Origin of the sequence: Acinetobacter sp. RW6 (assembly GCF_041956835.1) — a bacterium.
Classification (GTDB): Bacteria; Pseudomonadota; Gammaproteobacteria; order Pseudomonadales; family Moraxellaceae; genus Acinetobacter; species Acinetobacter calcoaceticus.
This window is the reverse complement of sequence record NZ_CP167121.1, coordinates 3155663-3173286: the sequence shown is the minus strand read 5'-3', so window position 1 is coordinate 3173286 and position 17624 is coordinate 3155663. Positions and strand designations below refer to the sequence as shown.

At 41.1% G+C, this 17624-nt stretch carries 16 protein-coding genes and 1 riboswitch; of the genes, 6 read left to right on the top strand and 10 right to left on the bottom strand.

Going from position 1 to position 17624, the window contains the following annotated elements; translation table 11 throughout:
• Window positions 1-83 precede the first annotated feature (83 nt).
• Entirely contained in the window at window positions 84-1130 is a 1047-nt protein-coding gene (gene pbpG / locus ACB088_RS15015) for a D-alanyl-D-alanine endopeptidase PBP7/8 (protein ID WP_003654437.1), read from the top strand.
• A 106-nt stretch (window positions 1131-1236) separates the two neighbouring features.
• Here the strand turns inward: pbpG and thrC are convergent, their stop codons facing one another.
• From thrC to xerD, 4 genes are all read right to left on the bottom strand, one after another.
• Window positions 1237-2376 (bottom strand): threonine synthase, encoded by a 1140-nt coding sequence (thrC, locus tag ACB088_RS15010; protein WP_375037337.1) that lies wholly within the window; start codon window positions 2374-2376, stop codon window positions 1237-1239.
• 54 nt (window positions 2377-2430) lie between these two features.
• The gene (locus tag ACB088_RS15005) at window positions 2431-3732 is read right to left on the bottom strand and encodes a homoserine dehydrogenase (protein WP_004640662.1); all 1302 of its coding nucleotides are present in this window, start codon (window positions 3730-3732) and stop codon (window positions 2431-2433) included.
• A 243-nt stretch (window positions 3733-3975) separates the two neighbouring features.
• Entirely contained in the window at window positions 3976-4788 is an 813-nt protein-coding gene (locus ACB088_RS15000) for a DsbC family protein (RefSeq protein WP_375037336.1), read from the bottom strand.
• A gap of 146 nt (window positions 4789-4934) precedes the next feature.
• Window positions 4935-5855: a site-specific tyrosine recombinase XerD gene (gene xerD / locus ACB088_RS14995; protein ID WP_004640667.1), complete on the bottom strand. Its 921-nt coding sequence runs from the start codon at window positions 5853-5855 to the stop codon at window positions 4935-4937.
• Window positions 5856-5998: 143 nt separating this feature from the next.
• On the opposite strand from xerD, the gene ACB088_RS14990 reads away from it, so the two are divergent.
• The 5 genes from ACB088_RS14990 (at window position 5999) to ftsW (ending at window position 11112) form a co-directional block, all read left to right on the top strand.
• Window positions 5999-6262 carry a FeoA family protein gene (locus ACB088_RS14990; protein WP_016801736.1) on the top strand — a complete coding sequence of 88 codons (264 nt, stop codon included), beginning with the start codon at window positions 5999-6001 and terminating at the stop codon, window positions 6260-6262.
• Window positions 6259-8112 (top strand): ferrous iron transporter B, encoded by a 1854-nt coding sequence (locus ACB088_RS14985; protein WP_309952410.1) that lies wholly within the window; start codon window positions 6259-6261, stop codon window positions 8110-8112. The genes ACB088_RS14990 and ACB088_RS14985 overlap by 4 nt, the downstream gene beginning before the upstream one ends.
• A 20-nt stretch (window positions 8113-8132) precedes the next feature.
• Window positions 8133-8384: a DUF6587 family protein gene (locus ACB088_RS14980; RefSeq protein ID WP_003654445.1), complete on the top strand. Its 252-nt coding sequence runs from the start codon at window positions 8133-8135 to the stop codon at window positions 8382-8384.
• A 160-nt stretch (window positions 8385-8544) separates the two neighbouring features.
• Window positions 8545-9891: a UDP-N-acetylmuramoyl-L-alanine--D-glutamate ligase gene (murD, locus tag ACB088_RS14975; protein ID WP_375037335.1), complete on the top strand. Its 1347-nt coding sequence runs from the start codon at window positions 8545-8547 to the stop codon at window positions 9889-9891.
• A 24-nt stretch (window positions 9892-9915) separates the two neighbouring features.
• Window positions 9916-11112: a putative lipid II flippase FtsW gene (ftsW, locus tag ACB088_RS14970; protein ID WP_005037312.1), complete on the top strand. Its 1197-nt coding sequence runs from the start codon at window positions 9916-9918 to the stop codon at window positions 11110-11112.
• A gap of 49 nt (window positions 11113-11161) precedes the next feature.
• Here ftsW and gluQRS read toward each other — a convergent pair whose 3' ends face one another.
• The 6 genes from gluQRS to ACB088_RS14940 form a co-directional block, all read right to left on the bottom strand.
• Window positions 11162-12058, bottom strand: coding sequence for a tRNA glutamyl-Q(34) synthetase GluQRS (gluQRS, locus tag ACB088_RS14965; protein ID WP_375037334.1), 897 nt, complete (start codon window positions 12056-12058; stop codon window positions 11162-11164).
• Window position 12059: 1 nt separating this feature from the next.
• Window positions 12060-12596 carry an RNA polymerase-binding protein DksA gene (dksA, locus tag ACB088_RS14960; protein WP_004640678.1) on the bottom strand — a complete coding sequence of 179 codons (537 nt, stop codon included), beginning with the start codon at window positions 12594-12596 and terminating at the stop codon, window positions 12060-12062.
• 210 nt (window positions 12597-12806) lie between these two features.
• Window positions 12807-13619, bottom strand: a complete 813-nt coding sequence (cpdA, locus tag ACB088_RS14955; protein WP_133748044.1) for a 3',5'-cyclic-AMP phosphodiesterase — start codon at window positions 13617-13619, stop codon at window positions 12807-12809.
• A complete protein-coding gene (locus tag ACB088_RS14950) occupies window positions 13616-14251 on the bottom strand; it encodes an NUDIX domain-containing protein (RefSeq protein WP_045437255.1) in 636 nt (211 codons plus the stop codon). Before ACB088_RS14950 ends, cpdA begins: the two co-directional genes overlap by 4 nt.
• Window positions 14252-14326: 75 nt before the next feature.
• Window positions 14327-16204, bottom strand: a complete 1878-nt coding sequence (gene thiC / locus ACB088_RS14945) for a phosphomethylpyrimidine synthase ThiC (RefSeq protein ID WP_375037333.1) — start codon at window positions 16202-16204, stop codon at window positions 14327-14329.
• Window positions 16205-16292: 88 nt separating this feature from the next.
• A riboswitch (TPP riboswitch) is annotated at window positions 16293-16427 on the bottom strand.
• A 34-nt stretch (window positions 16428-16461) separates the two neighbouring features.
• Window positions 16462-17547, bottom strand: coding sequence for a hypothetical protein (locus ACB088_RS14940; RefSeq protein ID WP_375037332.1), 1086 nt, complete (start codon window positions 17545-17547; stop codon window positions 16462-16464).
• Between the last annotated feature and the right edge of the window lie 77 nt (window positions 17548-17624).

Genomic DNA, 17624 nt, shown 5'->3' with positions numbered 1-17624 from the left:
AAAGCGTTATACCTTATACCTCAAATGTAAGGCATAATTATAGTAAGCGCAAATGTGTATCACCCTGAGTCGAGTATTGTGCCGTGAAAAATTCTAAAAAGTCTTTAATACATGTGCTAAGCATGTCTATTTTGCTTAGTTTGAGTTCAACAAGCTTTGCAGAACTCGTCAATAACCCGTCCTCAGGGAGTGGTGGGAGTGCAAGTTTAAATTGGTCTTCAGCTGACGCTAGTCAACTTTTGAATGATGAAGATGATGAGCCAACTATACAAGGGTCAACATCTGTAACTACAACTTTACGTGGTGGTAATGCACCCAAAGTTGTGGCATCTGCACCAAAATTTGCTCAAATCCGCGATACCTCTGGTTACAATGCTCAGCCGAGTGTAAGTGCTCGCGCTGCGTTAGTGATGGATGCACAAACTGGTGAAGTACTGTTTAGTAAAAATACGAATGCTTCTGTGCCAATTGCATCTATTACCAAGTTAATGACAGCAGTGGTAACGGCAGATGCTCGTTTAAACATGTCAGAAGAAATTATGCTTGAGCAAATTGATTTTGCGGGGGCAAACGGTAAAAATTCAAGTTCAACACTCCGTGTTGGTGACAAGATGAACCGTGCAGAAGTCTTATTGTTTGCTTTAATGAAGTCTGAAAATCCGGCAGCAGCGGCTTTAGCGCGTACTTATCCGGGGGGGCGTCCTGCATTCGTTGCTGCAATGAACTCTAAAGCACGTGCTTTAGGTATGAACGCAACTCATTATTATGAATCTACAGGCTTAGATCCACGTAATGTATCTTCTGCACGCGACTTAGGAATTTTGGCGAGTACGGCATCTCAATATGGCTTAATTCGTCAATTCTCAACCACACCAACTTATGACTTTAACTTGGGTTATCGCGTATTGAAATCTAATAATACCAATGCTCTAGTACGTAATGGTGGTTGGAATATTAACTTGTCTAAAACGGGTTATATCAATGAAGCAGGTCGCTGTGTTGTCATGCATACGACTGTAAACTCGCGTCCAGCCGTGATTGTATTGCTTGGTGAGCCAAGTTCGCAAGCACGTAATAATGATGCAACTAACCTATTGAGTTGGTTAAGTAATTTACCAAAACGTATTTAATTTAATTATTCTAAAAACGCTTCTATCAAGAAGCGTTTTTTTATGGCTATAAAAAAGACATAAAAAAACGGCTGTGTTGAACAGCCGTTTTTTGAAAACTCAGATTTTACATATTAGATAAAATCGAATCTTTTACTTGGCTCATTGTTGCATCAATTGACAACATGACTGCATCAGCACATTGTTTGATTGCAGTATCTGGGTCTTTTAAGCCATTACCAGTTACTGTACATACAATGACAGAACCTTCAGCAATCTTACCTGCTTTAATATCGCGAATCGCACCACCGATAGAAGCAGCAGATGCTGGCTCAACAAATACGCCTTCGTACATAGAAAGTAAGCGTTGAGCTTCTAAAATTTCGCTGTCTTGAAGTTCATCAAACCAACCTTTAGAGTCGCGTACGACTGCTTTAGCATGGTTCCAGCTTTGTGGGTTACCAATACGGATTGCAGTTGCAACTGTTTCTGGGTTTTCAACTGGAGCACCGCGTAAGAATGGAGCTGCGCCAGAAGCCTGATAACCTACCATTGTTGGTAAACCTTCAGGTTTTGGACCACTAAACTGATCTGTTGCTGCGTCATAAATAACTTGTTCAAACTGATCAGCAGGTTGATTTGCTACTGCTTCAGTATAGCCCATCCAGTGAGCTGTGATGTTACCTGCGTTACCTACAGGTAAGCAGTGATAATCAGGTGCACGGCCTAAAGCTTCAACGATTTCATAAGCAATGGTTTTTTGACCTTGCAAACGGTAAGGGTTGATTGAGTTTACAATCGTTACAGGCGCTTGATCAGCAACTTCTTTTACAAGACGCATACCATCATCGAAGTTACCACGGATTTGCATAGTGATCGCACCATACATCATCGCTTGCGCCATTTTACCCATCGCAATTTTGCCTTCTGGAATCAAAACAAACGCTTTGATACCTGCGCGTGCAGCATAAGCGGCAGCAGCAGCAGAAGTGTTACCAGTAGATGCACAGATAATCGCTTTAGAGCCTTCTTCAACCGCTTTGGTTACAGCCATGGTCATACCACGGTCTTTAAATGAACCAGTTGGGTTTAAACCCTCATATTTCACATAAATTTCAACATCTTTGCCAATAATACGTGGAATATTCTCTAGTTTAATGAGTGGGGTGTTGCCTTCCCCCAAAGAGATAGCACGAGTAGTTGCCGAAACTGGCAAACGGTCACGATAACGATCTACAAGACCAGTATAACGATTGGCATTAGACATGATGGTGTTCCAATTAGAGGTGAAGCGGGAGAGGGAATCTTTCCCTCAACCTGATTAACTATCGAGCGATTCTAAACGAATTCTTACGATTTCGCCACGAATTGCAGGTAAGGCTTGAATTTGTGCAAGTGCCTCATCCATTTTAGATTCGACGATTGGATCGGTGAGAATCACGATTGGAATAAGGTCTTTTAAACGGGATTGTTGCATGATGGCATCAATACTAATTCCAGCACGGCTTAAGATTGTAGTGACATCTGCAAGTACGCCAGTTTGATCTTCTGCATTTAAGCGGATGTAATAACCTGTGGTCATTTCTTCACGGCTTAAAATTGGCACATTTGTTAATGCTTCAAAAGCAAGTTGAGGAATAGTTCCAGCACCATCTTCGGTATAAGAAATATCACGGACAATATCAATTACATCGGCAACAACAGCAGAAGCAGTTGGACCAGCACCAGCACCAGCGCCGTAATAGAGTGTTGGACCTACGGCATGTGCTTGAACTAAAACGGCATTTTTAACACCATTTACATTCGCAATAAGCTGCTCATCTGGAATGAGTGTTGGGTGAACACGTAGTTCAATACCCTTTTCAGCGCGACGCGCAATTCCTAGGTGTTTAATGCGGAAACCGAGATCTTCGGCATATTTCACATCTTGTGCAGTAATTTTGCTAATACCTTCGGTATAGACTTTATCGAACTGAAGCGGAATACCAAACGCACAAGACGCTAAAATGGTAAGTTTGTGCGCAGCATCAATACCTTCAACGTCAAAAGTTGGATCTGCTTCTGCATAGCCAAGTTCTTGAGCTTCTTTTAATACATCATCAAATGCACGACCTTTCTCACGCATTTCGGTCAGAATAAAGTTGCCTGTGCCGTTAATGATACCTGCCAACCATTGAATATGGTTTGCAGCAAGACCTTCACGGATGACTTTAATAATTGGAATACCGCCAGCAACTGCTGCTTCATAAGCGATTTGTACAGCATTATCTTCAGCTGCTTTAAATAGTTCGTTGCCATGTTCTGCAAGTAAGGCTTTATTTGCAGTAACGACTTGTTTGCCGTGTTTGATCGCTTCCATGATGACTTCGTAAGCAGGGTGTATACCACCCATCACTTCAACAACCATATCAACATCTGGTTGACGAACGATATCAAGTAAATCTGCGCTTTGTTTAATCCCTTCTAATTCGAGATCTGGACGAGGGCGGCGTGTTCCAACGTGGGTAATTTGAATTTCGCGACCGGTGCGACGTTTAATTTCAGCGGCATTTTCTTGTAGTAGTTTAAGGGCTCCTCCACCTACGGTTCCTAGACCGAGTATTGCCAGGCGAACTGGTTTCACGTCACACTCCATTCATCATTTAATCATTTAGTTGAAGCTAGATCATAGCTAAAAAAAACGCCAGACTCTAGCGCTTTTAGTGCCTGTTCAATGAATTAGAGTGCGATGTTTGGAAAAGAAGAGTAGATCAGTCTTTAAACATAGGTGGATAAAGTATTAATTAGTGAAAAAACAAAGCGCTGCAATAAGTGCAGCGCTTTTCTTAAGAGACAGATGATTAATCATTCATCACATCAAAGGATGTTATTTATCCAGACGTTTAATTAATTCATCTGGTGTTAGATATCCACCCAAGTACTCGCCATCAGCATTGTAAATAGCAGGTGTACCATTTACACCCATATTCAAGCCAAGTTGATATTGCTCTCGAACAGGGTTTTTACATTGAGCAGGTGGAATGTTAATACCTTGTACTGCTTGATTAAAGGCAGCTTTACGATCTGCGTTACACCATACAGCTTCCATGGTTGGCATAAATTGTTCGCCGCGTGGCCAAGCGATATAGCGTATCTCAATACCCTTTTCATTAATTTCGGGTATGTGCTCATGTAGCTTATGGCAATAAGGACAGCTTGCATCGGTAAACACATAGATCACGTGCTTAGCCTTGCCTTTTGCTGGGTAGACAATAAGATCTTCATTTTTTAAAGCGGCAAGATGCTTTTTATTTTCTGATGCTTGAAGTGAGTCACCAATATTATGAAGCTCTTTGCCTCCTAAGCGGATAACATCACCTTGAATTAAATATTTACCATCACTTGTTGTATAAACTGATGTCATCCCTTCTAGATTTACCCAATATAAATTAGGAACTTCAGTCGGCTTGATATCTAAAATTTTGGCGCTGATATTTGCATTTTTAAATTGTTTTTGCAAAGTCTCGATTAAACGCTGCTTAGCATTACGCTCGATAATGGTTGAAGCTTCCCCTGTAGCAGGTGCAGTCGCTGTGAGCGCATCTTCTTTTTGTGGTTTGTTTTCTTTAGAACAAGCACTGAACAAAAGGCTAGATGCCAGAGTACAGGCAAGAAAAATTTGAGAGCGGGTAAAAGACATAGATAACCCTTATTTCATCAGTATTTATAGTCAGAAGCTGCTAAGCATACCAAAAAATCTAACGTGTATTGTTAAAACTTTCTTAACCTTTGTGAACGAAATCAAACGATTGATCTGAAATACTTGCGTGGAGCTTGAAAGCTTTATCATCCTCTAGGGTGATGTTTTTCATGTAGTTGTTGCATTCTGACTTGCGCAACATGTGTATAGATTTGAGTCGTAGATAAATCGCTATGACCCAGTAACATTTGCACAACGCGTAAGTCTGCGCCGTGATTGAGCAGATGCGTTGCGAATGCATGGCGTAAGGTGTGAGGTGAAAGTTCAGCTTGAATATTGGCTTGTAGCGCATAGCGTTTAATGGCATACCAAAAGTTTTGTCGACTCATAATCCCCCCATGTTGGGTTAAAAAGAGATAGTCAGTCGAGCTTTTATAGAGTTGAGGTCGAGCATTATTCAAATAGCGTTCTACCCACTCACAGGCAAATTGTCCTAACGGCACCAAACGTTCTTTGTTGCCTTTACCTGTAACACGTAAATAGCCTTGTTTTAAATTAATGAGTTCCAGACGCAAGTTAAGTAATTCTGAAACACGTAAACCACATGCATAAAGTACTTCAAACATTGCTCGGTCACGTAAGCCAAGTGCTGTATTGATATCTGGTGCTTGAATTAGTGATTCGACATCTTCTTCAGATAGATCTTTAGGTAATGCTCGCCCAATTTTAGGAGAGTGGTGGGTCGCAACCGGATTGTCACTCCGTAACTTCTGTTCACGTAAAAATTTGTAAAACTGACGTAGGGCAGATAAACACCGTGCAATTGAGCGGGGACTTTTTCCTGCTTTTGTCAGTTCGATAAGAACATCGGCAATATCATCACTTGACCATTGTGGAAGAGCATTTTTTTTATGGAGTTCGCTGCATTGAATGAGGTCAGATAAATAAGCATTACGTGTATGTGGACTCACTGTCTGTGCAACGAGATAGTCACGAAAACCTTGTAAAAAGCTTAAATGTTCTGGAATTTGAACAGGGCTTGGAATACGCGGTTTTTTATTTAACATACACTACATCCTCTAAACCTCTGTACTGTAAAAGAAACTTTAAGGTTTGTCGATTAAACTGAATAGGAAGTGAAATTTAACCTTATTTGGTAATTATTCTCATTTATATGTATACTAGAAAAAAAGGTTTAGGATCGGATGCGGTGCGTTTATCAGCTTTAAAAGTGAAGCAAGCGGCGACCATCAGCAAAGTGAATCGGATATCAGTAGAGTCCGAGCAGCAAGATTTGGTCGCAATTCGTTTGGAAAGTCTGGGCTTTGTGCCAGGCACACGAGTGGAAGTGATTACCAAGGGTATTTTTGGTGGTGATCCGATCTTGATCCAAATTGGCTTTACTCGTTTCGCTTTGCGTAAAGCAGAAGCGGACAAAATCGAAATTCAAGTAGAAGAAGGAGTACCCGCATGAGTGATGCGTTACGTATTGCCCTTGTGGGAAATCCAAACTGTGGTAAAACCTCTCTTTTTAACCATTTAACTGGAACTCGACAAAAAGTCGCAAACTATGCGGGCGTAACGGTCGAGCGTAAAGTAGGTCATTTTCAGTTACCTTCAGGGCGTGCAGTGCGTGTACTCGATTTACCGGGTACATATAGTCTAAATGCAACCAGTCCTGATGAAGTTATTACCCGTGATGTTTGCTTGGGTAAGATTGCCGAAGAAGGTCAGCAAGATGCCTTTTTATGTGTAGTCGATGCGACTAACTTAAAATTGCATTTAGGGCTAGTGCTCGAAATGATCGAGCTTGGCCGTCCGATTTTACTCGTACTGAATATGATGGATGAAGCACGTCGTCGTGGCATCCAAATTAATACTCAAAAGTTGTCTCAACGTTTGGGCGTAGCAGTCGTTGAAACAGTTGCTGTTCGTAATGCGGGTATTGAAAATTTATTACATGCCCTTGATCAAGAAAAATACAGTGTGCCACAGACCGAACTGAGTGGTTTGACTGGAACTCATCATCAAAAAATCGATATGATTTTTAAAGATGTTGTTCAATATGTCGATCAGGGAGATAAGCGTACTGATTTTCTAGATCGAATTTTCTTACACCCAGTTTTAGGCCTATTTAGTCTTGCACTCATGATGTTTATTGTGTTCCAAGCAGTTTTTGCTTGGGCAGCACCATTTATGGATGGCATTGAAGGCTTCTTTGGTTGGTTGGGTGAAGTAGTGGGAACTGTGATTACACAGCCACTACTGCATAGTTTGGTTGTTGACGGAATTATTGCGGGTGCAGGTGGCGTAGTTGTGTTCTTGCCACAAATTTTAATCTTGTTCTTCTTCATTTTAGTATTAGAAGAATCGGGTTATTTACCACGTGCAGCATTTTTGCTTGATAAATTAATGTTTCAAGCCGGTTTAAGTGGGCGTGCTTTCATTCCTTTACTTTCAAGCTTTGCTTGTGCAGTACCGGGAATTATGGCAACCCGTAGTATTAGTGACCCTCGTGATCGTTTTACGACCATTATGGTTGCACCTTTAATGACTTGTTCGGCACGATTGCCTGTATATGCTTTGCTTATTGCGGCATTTATTCCAGAGAAAATGGTCTGGGGGCTTTTCAACTTACAAGGTCTGGTGCTATTCGGTCTGTATATGGCTGGTATTGTGAGTGCTCTTTGCGTTTCATTTTTAATGAAATTTTTGCAAAAAGATAAGTCACAGCATGCTTTACTGCTAGAGCTGCCGAGTTATCGTTTCCCCGATTTAAAAAGTGTGGGAATTGGTTTGCTGGATCGCGCGAAGATCTTCTTGAAACGTGTCGGCGGAATCATTTTTGCGCTTTCTATTTTGCTCTGGTTTTTGTGTACTTTCCCACAGCCACCAGAAGGGGCAACATTACCTGCGATAGATTATAGTTTTGCCGGTATGCTCGGACATCTTATCCAACCTGTATTTGCTCCAATTGGTTTTAACTGGCAAATCTGTATTGCTTTAATTCCAGCAATGGCAGCTCGTGAAGTTGTAGTGGCAGCATTAGGTACAGTTTATGCCTTGTCTGCAACGAGTGACGATGCTGTAGCTCAAGGTTTGTCACATCTGATTAGTGCAGATGGCTCGGGTTGGTCTTTGGCAACAGGATTATCGCTTTTAGTGTGGTTTATTTATGCTCCACATTGTTTGGCCACATTGGCAACGGTACGACGTGAAACAGGTTCATGGAAACATGTTGCTGTCATGACTGCATATCTGTTCGGCTTGGCTTATTTGGCATCGTTTGTTACCTATCAAATTGCTTCCCACTATTGGGGTTAAGGCAAGAAAGGAGGTTGTATATGATTCAATATCTGATTATTGCGGTTTTAGTGAGTTGGAGTGCTGTTGTTGTTTTTAAGAAAGTATTTCCAAAAACAGCAAATTCAGTCTTTTCTACACTCTCTTCATTTTGTGAAAAGCAGGGTTGGACAACCTTGGCAAAATGGCTTAAGCCAAAAATGACCTTTGGCTGTGCTGGCGGCTGTGGTTGCTCAAGTGAAGATAAACCTACGAATACAGTTCAAGAAATTAAGCCGATTAAATGGCAATAAATTTAGTATTTCTTGTTTCGTCTAAAAAGCCATCATATTGATGGCTTTTTTACGCACTGACACAAAAAAAGATGAATAAAGTTCAAACTGAAAAAGCATTCAAAACAGCAAAGTGCTAACATTTTTGCCATTCTGTCGATTGATAAATTGTGGGGCAAAAATGTTAATACAACGTGGTGGATTAAAAGTTGTCGCAGGCTTGGGAATATCAGGCGTTTCTGCTGTTAATTTCCTGCATGAACAAGGCTACCAAGTTGCAGTAACGGATTCTCGTCCCACACCCCCAGGCTATGACCAGATTCCAGCTGGCGTTAAAACCAGTTTCGGTCAACTTGACCAAGAATTATTATTACAAGCAGAAGAAATTATTTTAAGCCCAGGCCTTGCACCGCAATTACCAGAAATTCAGGCAGCTATTGCTCAAGGGATTTCAGTCGTAGGCGACATTCAATTATTACGCCGTGCGACCGAAGTGCCTATTGTGGCGATTACGGGTTCTAATGCGAAAAGTACAGTAACGACTTTAATTGGCTTAATGGCTAAAGATGCAGGTAAGAAAGTTGCTGTTGGTGGAAACCTTGGACGTCCAGCTCTAGACTTACTAAAAGATCAACCAGAGTTGCTTGTACTTGAGCTATCAAGTTTTCAGTTAGAAACCACATCTCATTTAAATGCTGAGGTTGCTGTGGTTCTGAACATGAGTGAAGACCATTTAGATCGTCACGGCGATATGTGGGGTTATCACCAAGCAAAACACCGTATTTTCCAAGGCGTTAAAAAAGTCATATTTAACCGTGATGATGCTTTAAGTCGTCCTCTTGTTCCAGATACAACACCAATGCAAAGCTTTGGTCTAAATGCTCCAGACTTAAATCAATATGGTGTTTTAAGGGATGGCGATGGCACGCTTTGGCTTGCGCGTGGCCTACAGCGTTTAATTAAAAGTTCAGATTTATATATTCAAGGCATGCACAACGTAGCCAATGCTTTAGCTTGTTTAGCATTAGGTGAAGCAATTGGTTTGCCTATGGAATCTATGCTTGAAACGTTAAAACAGTTTAAAGGATTAGAGCACCGCTGTGAGTATGTGAGAACTGTACATGATGTACGTTATTACAATGACTCTAAAGGGACTAACGTTGGTGCTACACTTGCAGCAATTGATGGTTTAGGCGCTGCAATTGAGGTTAAAAAGGGTAAGGTTGCCTTGATTTTGGGTGGGCAGGGCAAAGGTCAAGATTTTGCTCCATTACGTTCTTCTATCGAAAAATATGCCAAAGTTGTGGTATTGATTGGTGAGGATGCTTCAGTTATTGAACAAGCAATTAAGGGTGCAACCAAAATTTTGCATGCCGCAACGCTCAAAGAGGCTGTAGAGCTGTGTCAACGTGAAACACAAGCTGAAGATGTTGTGCTGTTATCACCAGCCTGTGCAAGTTTTGATATGTTTAAAAGTTATAATGACCGTGGTCAGCAGTTTGTTGCCTGCGTCAATTCGTTGGTTTAAAGAAAACATGATTAGGAATGTTGTATGGCAGGCTTAGCTCAGACCACAATCCAGAAAATCAATCATTGGTATGAACGGATATTGCCTAAATGGCCAGCGGAAGTGACGCCACGTAATGTCCTGATTTTCTGTGTCGTTGCATTATTGTGTATCGGTTCAGTGATGGTCGCATCTGCTTCGATGCCCTATGCTGAATATATGCATGAAAACCCGTTTCATTATGTGATTCGTCATGGTATTTCGATTGTCGCTGCGGCTGTGGTGGCTTATTTGACCTATCGGATATCACTTAATACGTGGTTTAAAAATACTTTCCCGTTGTGGTTGTTGACCATGGTTCTTTTGCTTGCTGCTTTAGTAGTGGGTTCAGAAGTCAACGGTTCTACACGTTGGATTAAGATAGGTGGCTTTACTTTACAGCCAACCGAGGTTGCCAAAGTGATGATGGCAATCTTTACCGCAGACTACGTTGTGCGCCGTGCCAAAGAGGTTCGTACTCATTGGAAAGGCTTATTGCGTTTAAGTGGGGTTATGGCAATCACGGTCGGTTTGATTATTGCTGAGCCTGACTTGGGTGCTACGATCGTAATTGTGTTGATGATGGTCGGTGTGTTCTTTTTAGCTGGCGCACCGCCAACACAGTTCTTAATCATGCTTGGTGCAATCGTAACCGGTATTGTGTTTTTGATTTTGTTTGAGCCTTACCGTTTCCAACGTTTGATTTCGTTTACCGACCCATGGGCAGATCCTTTAGGGGTTGGTTACCAGTTATCAAATGCATTAATGGCCTTTGGTCGTGGTGAATGGTTTGGTACAGGCTTAGGACACAGTGTACAAAAGCTGTCTTATTTGCCAGAAGCACATACTGACTTTATGTTGGCAGTGTTAGGCGAAGAGTTTGGTTTCTTTGGTATTTCGATTGTCATTGTATTATCTTTCTCGATGCTAGCATGTTGTATCAAAATTGGTCATCGTGCATTGAAACATCATTACCTTCGCGCAGGTTATTTGGCGTACGGCATTAGTATTATTTTCTTGCTCCAGATCTTGGTAAATGCGGGCATGAATATGGGGTTGATGCCAACTAAAGGTTTGACTCTGCCATTTATTAGTTATGGTGGTACATCTTTAATGATGTGTGCTGCGATGATTAGTCTGATCTTAAAGATTGATGCTTCAACACAAGAAGTTAACCCAGAAAGGGAAGAATCAAACTTCTAGTTGAGTATTTAGGTATTAGAAAACCCGATTTGATATCGGGTTTTTTTATTTATAGATAGGTTCCGCTCAGCTGCTCTACATGTGGAATTAAATCTACATTCCACTGTGCTACCGCCTGTTTAAGCATAACTTTAGGCTGGTCTAAATCAACGCTAGGTTGTCCCAGTGCTTGTATCGCTTGTTGCAGTAATTGAGGAGCTTTTGACAAATCGAGTGCTTGAGCAAGGTTTTGCTTAGAGAGCTTCTGTCCTTGATCATTCATGGCGAGGGGTAGGTGCATATAGCTTAGTTTAGGGTAACCTAAGAGCTCACCCAGCCAGATCTGCCGTTCAGTATTATCTAATAGGTCTGCACCTCGAACGACATGGGTGATGCCTTGCAGATAATCATCAACGACTACGGCAAGTTGATAGTTAATAATCCCATCACGGCGTTTAAGAACAAAGTCTCCAAGGTCGTGTTGCAGATTAGAACAATGAAGTCCTTGCAGTCGATCATCAAAACAGATCTGTTGATCTTGAACTTTTACCCGAATCGCTTGTCCTTGAAAATCAAGATTTAGATTGCGGCAAGTTCCGGCGTAGATTGCATTTGAACCCAGCATTTTGCGTGTACATTGACAAGCATAGATAAGACCCTCTTTTTTAAGTTGGTCTAATACGCTTTCATAAATGTCTAAACGGTTTTTTTGAAAGATGATTTCTGCATCGCATTCGAACTGGAAGGCTTCCAGTGACGTGAGAATATGATCTTCACTGCCGGGATAAATACGAGGGATATCTGTGTCTTCGACACGAACGAGCCATGTGCCATGATGGGCCTTTGCATCACAATAACTGGCAACGGCAGTAATGAGTGATCCAAAATGCAAAGGGCCGGTTGGCGATGGCGCAAACCGACCTGAATATGCAAAGCTAGGTTTCTCTTTAGGAGTTACCTCGGTCATATTAACCGTTATTTTGCTTCTCTTTGATTTCTGCCAAAGTTTTGCAATCAATACATAAAGTTGCCGTTGGACGTGCTTCTAGACGACGTAAGCCGATTTCGATACCGCACGTTTCACAGAAACCATAGTCTTCATTTTTAATGGCTTCCATAGATTGTTCGATTTTACGAATTAACTTACGTTCACGGTCACGTGTACGCAATTCAATTGCAAACTCTTCTTCTTGGGTAGCACGGTCATTTACATCTGGCAATGCAGTTGATTCGTCTTGCATCGTATTCAACGTACGATCAACTTCAGACATCAATTCAGCTTTCCATGCTTGCAGAATTTGTCGGAAATGCTCGAGCTGTCCTTCAGACATGTACTCTTCATTTTTCTTAGGTTGATAAGGTGCAATACCAAATAAACTTGCAGTTGTGCCTATATCAGAAGTTTTAGGTTTCACTTTACGTGCACGTTTTGCAGAAGCTTTTTCACCTTCCACTACAACTTCTGTATGTTCATCCAAAACTTGGTTGTGGTTGTCATTCGCCATAATAGGGCATTCCTCATCATACACGTATTATCTATACGCAAAAAATATGGTGATATGCAAGTGTTTTTATAGAAAACCATCGATGGATTTTACCATCGGGTCGTCATCATATAGATTTTTCCTGCAAGATGATAGTCATTCCGACCCGTAAATATTTTCAAAACGTGTTTACCCTAGTCATAATTGCATATAAGCATATAAAAAATAGAGCTAATAGCCTGAAATATCAGTATTTATAAGGCCCTGAAAATTTTCAAGACGGAAGACTTCGGTTTCAAAACTACCATCGTTTTTTAGACGAATGTAACGGTAGCCGGGAGCATTTTGGTCTAGGGCAAAGTCATTACTAAACGGTTTAAACTGAACACTGGTCGATGGGGTCGAGAAAAACTCGATCCCTTGCCAAGTGTTCAGTGAGTCTTGGTGAACATGCCCGCAGACTAAAGCTTTTACATTTTTAAATGGAGCTAATGTTGTAAGCAACGCATTAGAATTTTGTAACTTGTGATGATCAATCCATTTGGATTTCATTGCAAAAGGATGATGATGACAAGCCAATAAAACAGGGTTATCTGAAAACTCTTTGAGTAATGTCGCTAAATTTTGTAGTTGCTCTGGTGACAGATGTCCATCAATCTGACCTTTTACCGCACTATTTAATAAAATAACGCGCCAGTTTCCTAAACCAATCACAACAGGTTCCTGATGGTTTTCTTTATGCAATGGAAAATGGTCAACGTTATCATGATTACCCAGTGTCTGAAAAAATGGCAGACCTAACGTTTGCATATATTGAATATAACGTTTGTACGTAATAGGCGTTGGTGCTTGAGCCAGATCTCCAGTATGGATAATGGCATCAGTTTCAGGATGTTTTTTCAGGATCTGTTGAATAATTGCATGAAAAGTTTCTTCAGGATTCATCCCCACAAATTCTAAGTGCGGATACTCCAATAGGTGAGTATCGGTAATTTGTATAATGACATGGTCTTTTTGTGAAAGTGTTGAGACTTGAAAAGTCACCGTCCTACCTCGTCGGATTTTATTATCGTTGTGATGTGTTGAGACAGCCATTGTAACGCCATAATGACAGGAGCATTTCTTAAACGTCCGCTGTCGAGTAGAGTCTGGATTTCACTATAATTAAATAAGTGCAATTGAATATTTTCACCCTCATTATCTACACCAAAAACGCCGCCTTCAGCAGGTAAATCGGTTTCGCTAACATAGAGATGAAATAACTCCGAGCACGCACCAGCTGACGGATAAAAGCTAAATAGATGTTGTAAATCCTGAACTGCACACCCTGACTCTTCGAGGCTCTCTCGACGAATACAACTCTCGGGAGTTTCATCACCGTCTAACACGCCTGCGATTATTTCCAGTTGCCATGGGGAGTGAGGGTCATCTAAAGCACCAACACGAAACTGTTCAATCAATGCGAACTGTTGTTTTTGATCGTTGTAGAGTAAAACGCCTGCAGCCTCAGGGCGATGAATAAGCTCGCGCTGTATTACAGGGGTATATTCAGACTGGTTAAATAGACGATGTCGAAGGCTGACTTTTTCAACCTGAATAAAACCGCGGAATACATATTCACGGGATGTTATTTCGACATCTTCAGATATATAGCTTGGATGTTCAACAATGCTCATGAGCCAGTCAGGATAAAATCTATTTATTTCATCCTAACTGAGAATCATGGCTAGGCAAGTGTTTTTTTTGAATATTTACACTTTGTGATACAGTTTTTGTCCTTGTTCTTGATAAACCTCTTTCATGGTTTTGAGGCCTTCTTCAACCTCTGTATTAATATTGGTGAGGTTGTTGGCATAGTCACGAACATTCTGGGTGATTTTCATCGAGCAGAACTTCGGTCCGCACATTGAGCAAAAGTGTGCAGATTTGTGAGCCTCTTTCGGTAAGGTTTCGTCATGCATACTACGAGCTGTGTCAGGGTCCAGACTTAAGTTGAACTGATCATCCCAACGGAATTCAAAACGTGCTTTTGACAAGGCATTATCGCGAACCTGTGCACCCGGATGTCCTTTAGCAAGATCGGCCGCGTGAGCTGCAAGTTTGTAGGTAATAATCCCGTCTTTAACATCTTTCTTGTTTGGTAGACCCAAATGCTCTTTTGGTGTGACATAGCAAAGCATCGCTGTGCCGTACCAACCAATCATGGCTGCACCAATTGCAGAGGTAATGTGGTCGTAACCCGGAGCAATATCGGTCGTTAAAGGTCCGAGCGTATAGAATGGTGCTTCTTTACACACTTCTAGCTGAAGGTCCATGTTTTCTTTAATCATGTGCATTGGTACGTGACCAGGGCCTTCAATCATGACTTGAACATCATGTTCCCATGCACGATGAGTGAGTTCACCGAGTGTTTTAAGTTCGCTGAATTGTGCTTCGTCATTTGCGTCTTGGATACAGCCTGGACGTAGGCCATCGCCTAAACTGAACGAAACATCGTAGGCTTTCATGATTTCACAGATTTCATCGAAATGTGTGTATAAGAAGTTTTCTTCATGATGTGCTAAACACCACTGTGCCATGATTGAACCACCACGAGACACAATACCGGTCAAACGGTTTGCGGTGAGTGGCACGTAGCGAAGTAATACGCCTGCGTGAATCGTGAAGTAGTCAACGCCTTGTTCAGCTTGTTCGATGAGCGTGTCTTTAAAGATTTCCCAAGTCAGGTCCTCTGCAACACCATCCACTTTTTCAAGTGCTTGATAAATTGGCACGGTGCCGATTGGAACAGGTGAGTTACGAATAATCCATTCACGTGTTTCATGAATATTTTTACCTGTCGACAAATCCATAATGGTGTCAGCACCCCAACGGGTTGCCCATGTCATTTTGGCAACTTCTTCATCAATTGAAGAACCAAGCGCTGAGTTACCAATGTTGGCATTAATTTTAACCAAGAAGTTACGGCCAATAATCATTGGCTCAAGTTCTGGGTGGTTAATGTTTGCAGGAATAATTGCGCGACCTTCAGCAACTTCTTGGCGTACAAATTCAGGTGTAATTTCTTTTAAGTTTTTTGCACCAAAGTTTTGGCCCGGATGCTGGCGCATATCAACACCTTCGCGCTGGCGCTGATTTTCACGAATTGCAATATATTCCATTTCAGGTGTGATAATACCTTGCTTGGCATAGTGCATTTGAGAGACATTTTTGCCAGCTTTGGCACGGCGTGGGTTTTGAATGTGGGCAAAGCGAATATCTGCGGTACGAATGTCTTTTAAACGTTCCTGACCAAACGTTGAAGTTAAGCCAGAAAGTACGTCAGTATCGTTACGTTCTTCAATCCAGTTTTGGCGAACTGAAGGTAAACCTTTGTCTAAATCAATTTGAACATTTGGGTCGGTATAAACACCTGAAGTGTCATAGACCATAACAGGGGGATTATGTTCGCCACCAAGACCAGTAGGGGTATCGGTGAGAGAAATTTCCCGCATTGGAACCTGAATGTCAGGGCGAGAGCCTTCAATATAAACTTTTTTTGAAGCGGGTAAGATGCGAGTTAAATCTTTTGCATCTTGTTCATGTTGCGCTGAAATTTCAACAGAAGAGAGATTCGTTAACTGGTTCATTACATGATCCTTATGAATAACATCAACGAATCAAGCACGACCAAAAACGATGGCGGATTTATCTTTACTAGATAAATTTGAGGCTTAGGTTTTCAGATGGCTTGATTCCTACGCAGGTCTTAACCTGATCAGGTTCAACGGTACTTGTGATCAAACTTGTGTTGCGATAACACGGAATTTACACAATCTCAGCGAGCTATTACTCGCGCTCCGTCAAGCGAATTACAGACTAACATGATTTAGGTTGGCTGGCATTGTCAATTTGTATCTATACAAACCGCATCCATATGGCAGTCGCGATAGACTTCCGTGTTCCATGGCGAATCAAATTTTAATAGCTGCTCAAGTTGTTCATGCGTAATCTGATAATTTGATTTTTTATCGCCATTCTTTTCAGTTGAATCTATTTTAAATTGCTTATTGCGCTCTTCTACAGGCGTGGCAATAAACTTAAGAAATTGCTGGGCAGGTTTTGCTAAACTTGACTGGCTCTGTGTAGATAGAAAGCGGATTTGCTGAAGGGCATCTTTATCAAACCATGTGTTCGGTGCATATTCATCTGAAACAGGGGTGTTATCTAAGCCAAAGAAAATAAAATAGCGATATTCGTTAAATAGTAGTTTTGCATCACTAATAAAGTGGCTCTTTGGATATTTTTGAATAAATTTTTCCCAAAACAGCGCTCGTTCAGTAAGTTCTTTCCATGAAACAGCCAAAGCACCATCGTTATAGAAAATATACTGATTGTCTTTCGCCATACGAGTTAAGAACTCTTTTTGGTCCGCGGTTAAGGCTTTAGAAAAAACATCGACTAGATAGTTTGGCTGACGTCGATAGGTAAACATGCCTTCGCCTTGATAAAGGAGGTCAATATAGGCTTCACCATTATGTTGAAGTAAGTATTGGTCACGTGGACTAAGTTGGTCGAATAATTTTTTCTGGCTTTGGATGACTTTTTTAGGGTCTCGTTGTTTTTGTTCTAAAACGGCATAGCCAAAAGCTTCAAAAGCTCTGGCTGTTTTGTCAGTGTAGTCTTGCTTTAGAAAACGTTGATACATGGTAGTTGAGGCGTTAATAAGCTTAAGCTGCTCATCATTCTTTAAAGATGGAACACATGTTTTCAGCTTCTCATTAATTTGATTTAAGTCTTCTATTTTACTGTTCTGATTAATCTTCTGTATTGCGGCATTGATTTCGATACAGCTATTGTTTTGTTTGCTTACAGGCTTTTGTTCAGTTGATTTTTGCTCTTTAGAAACAGCTTGATCTTGCTGCGATGTTTTATTGCATCCAGATAAAATTAGTGCGCTGCACACACTCATCATTAGAAATTTTTTCATCATTGTATTTTTATCGAAGTGAACATTGCTCAAATTATAACTCGGAAAAAGATTGCATCATTGTTAGAAATCTTTATTAT

Bases quoted from the DNA above. Each gene is read 5' to 3' on its own strand.
- thrC (WP_375037337.1), bottom strand. From the start codon at position 2,376: ATGTCTAATGCCAATCGTTATACTGGTCTTGTAGATCGTTATCGTGAC.
- ACB088_RS15000 (WP_375037336.1), bottom strand. From the start codon at position 4,788: ATGTCTTTTACCCGCTCTCAAATTTTTCTTGCCTGTACTCTGGCATCT.
- xerD (WP_004640667.1), bottom strand. From the start codon at position 5,855: ATGTTAAATAAAAAACCGCGTATTCCAAGCCCTGTTCAAATTCCAGAA.
- ACB088_RS14985 (WP_309952410.1), top strand. From the start codon at position 6,259: ATGAGTGATGCGTTACGTATTGCCCTTGTGGGAAATCCAAACTGTGGT.
- ACB088_RS14980 (WP_003654445.1), top strand. From the start codon at position 8,133: ATGATTCAATATCTGATTATTGCGGTTTTAGTGAGTTGGAGTGCTGTT.
- murD (WP_375037335.1), top strand. From the start codon at position 8,545: ATGTTAATACAACGTGGTGGATTAAAAGTTGTCGCAGGCTTGGGAATA.
- ftsW (WP_005037312.1), top strand. From the start codon at position 9,916: ATGGCAGGCTTAGCTCAGACCACAATCCAGAAAATCAATCATTGGTAT.
- gluQRS (WP_375037334.1), bottom strand. From the start codon at position 12,058: ATGACCGAGGTAACTCCTAAAGAGAAACCTAGCTTTGCATATTCAGGT.
- dksA (WP_004640678.1), bottom strand. From the start codon at position 12,596: ATGGCGAATGACAACCACAACCAAGTTTTGGATGAACATACAGAAGTT.
- ACB088_RS14950 (WP_045437255.1), bottom strand. From the start codon at position 14,251: ATGAGCATTGTTGAACATCCAAGCTATATATCTGAAGATGTCGAAATA.
- thiC (WP_375037333.1), bottom strand. From the start codon at position 16,204: ATGAACCAGTTAACGAATCTCTCTTCTGTTGAAATTTCAGCGCAACAT.
- ACB088_RS14940 (WP_375037332.1), bottom strand. From the start codon at position 17,547: ATGATGAAAAAATTTCTAATGATGAGTGTGTGCAGCGCACTAATTTTA.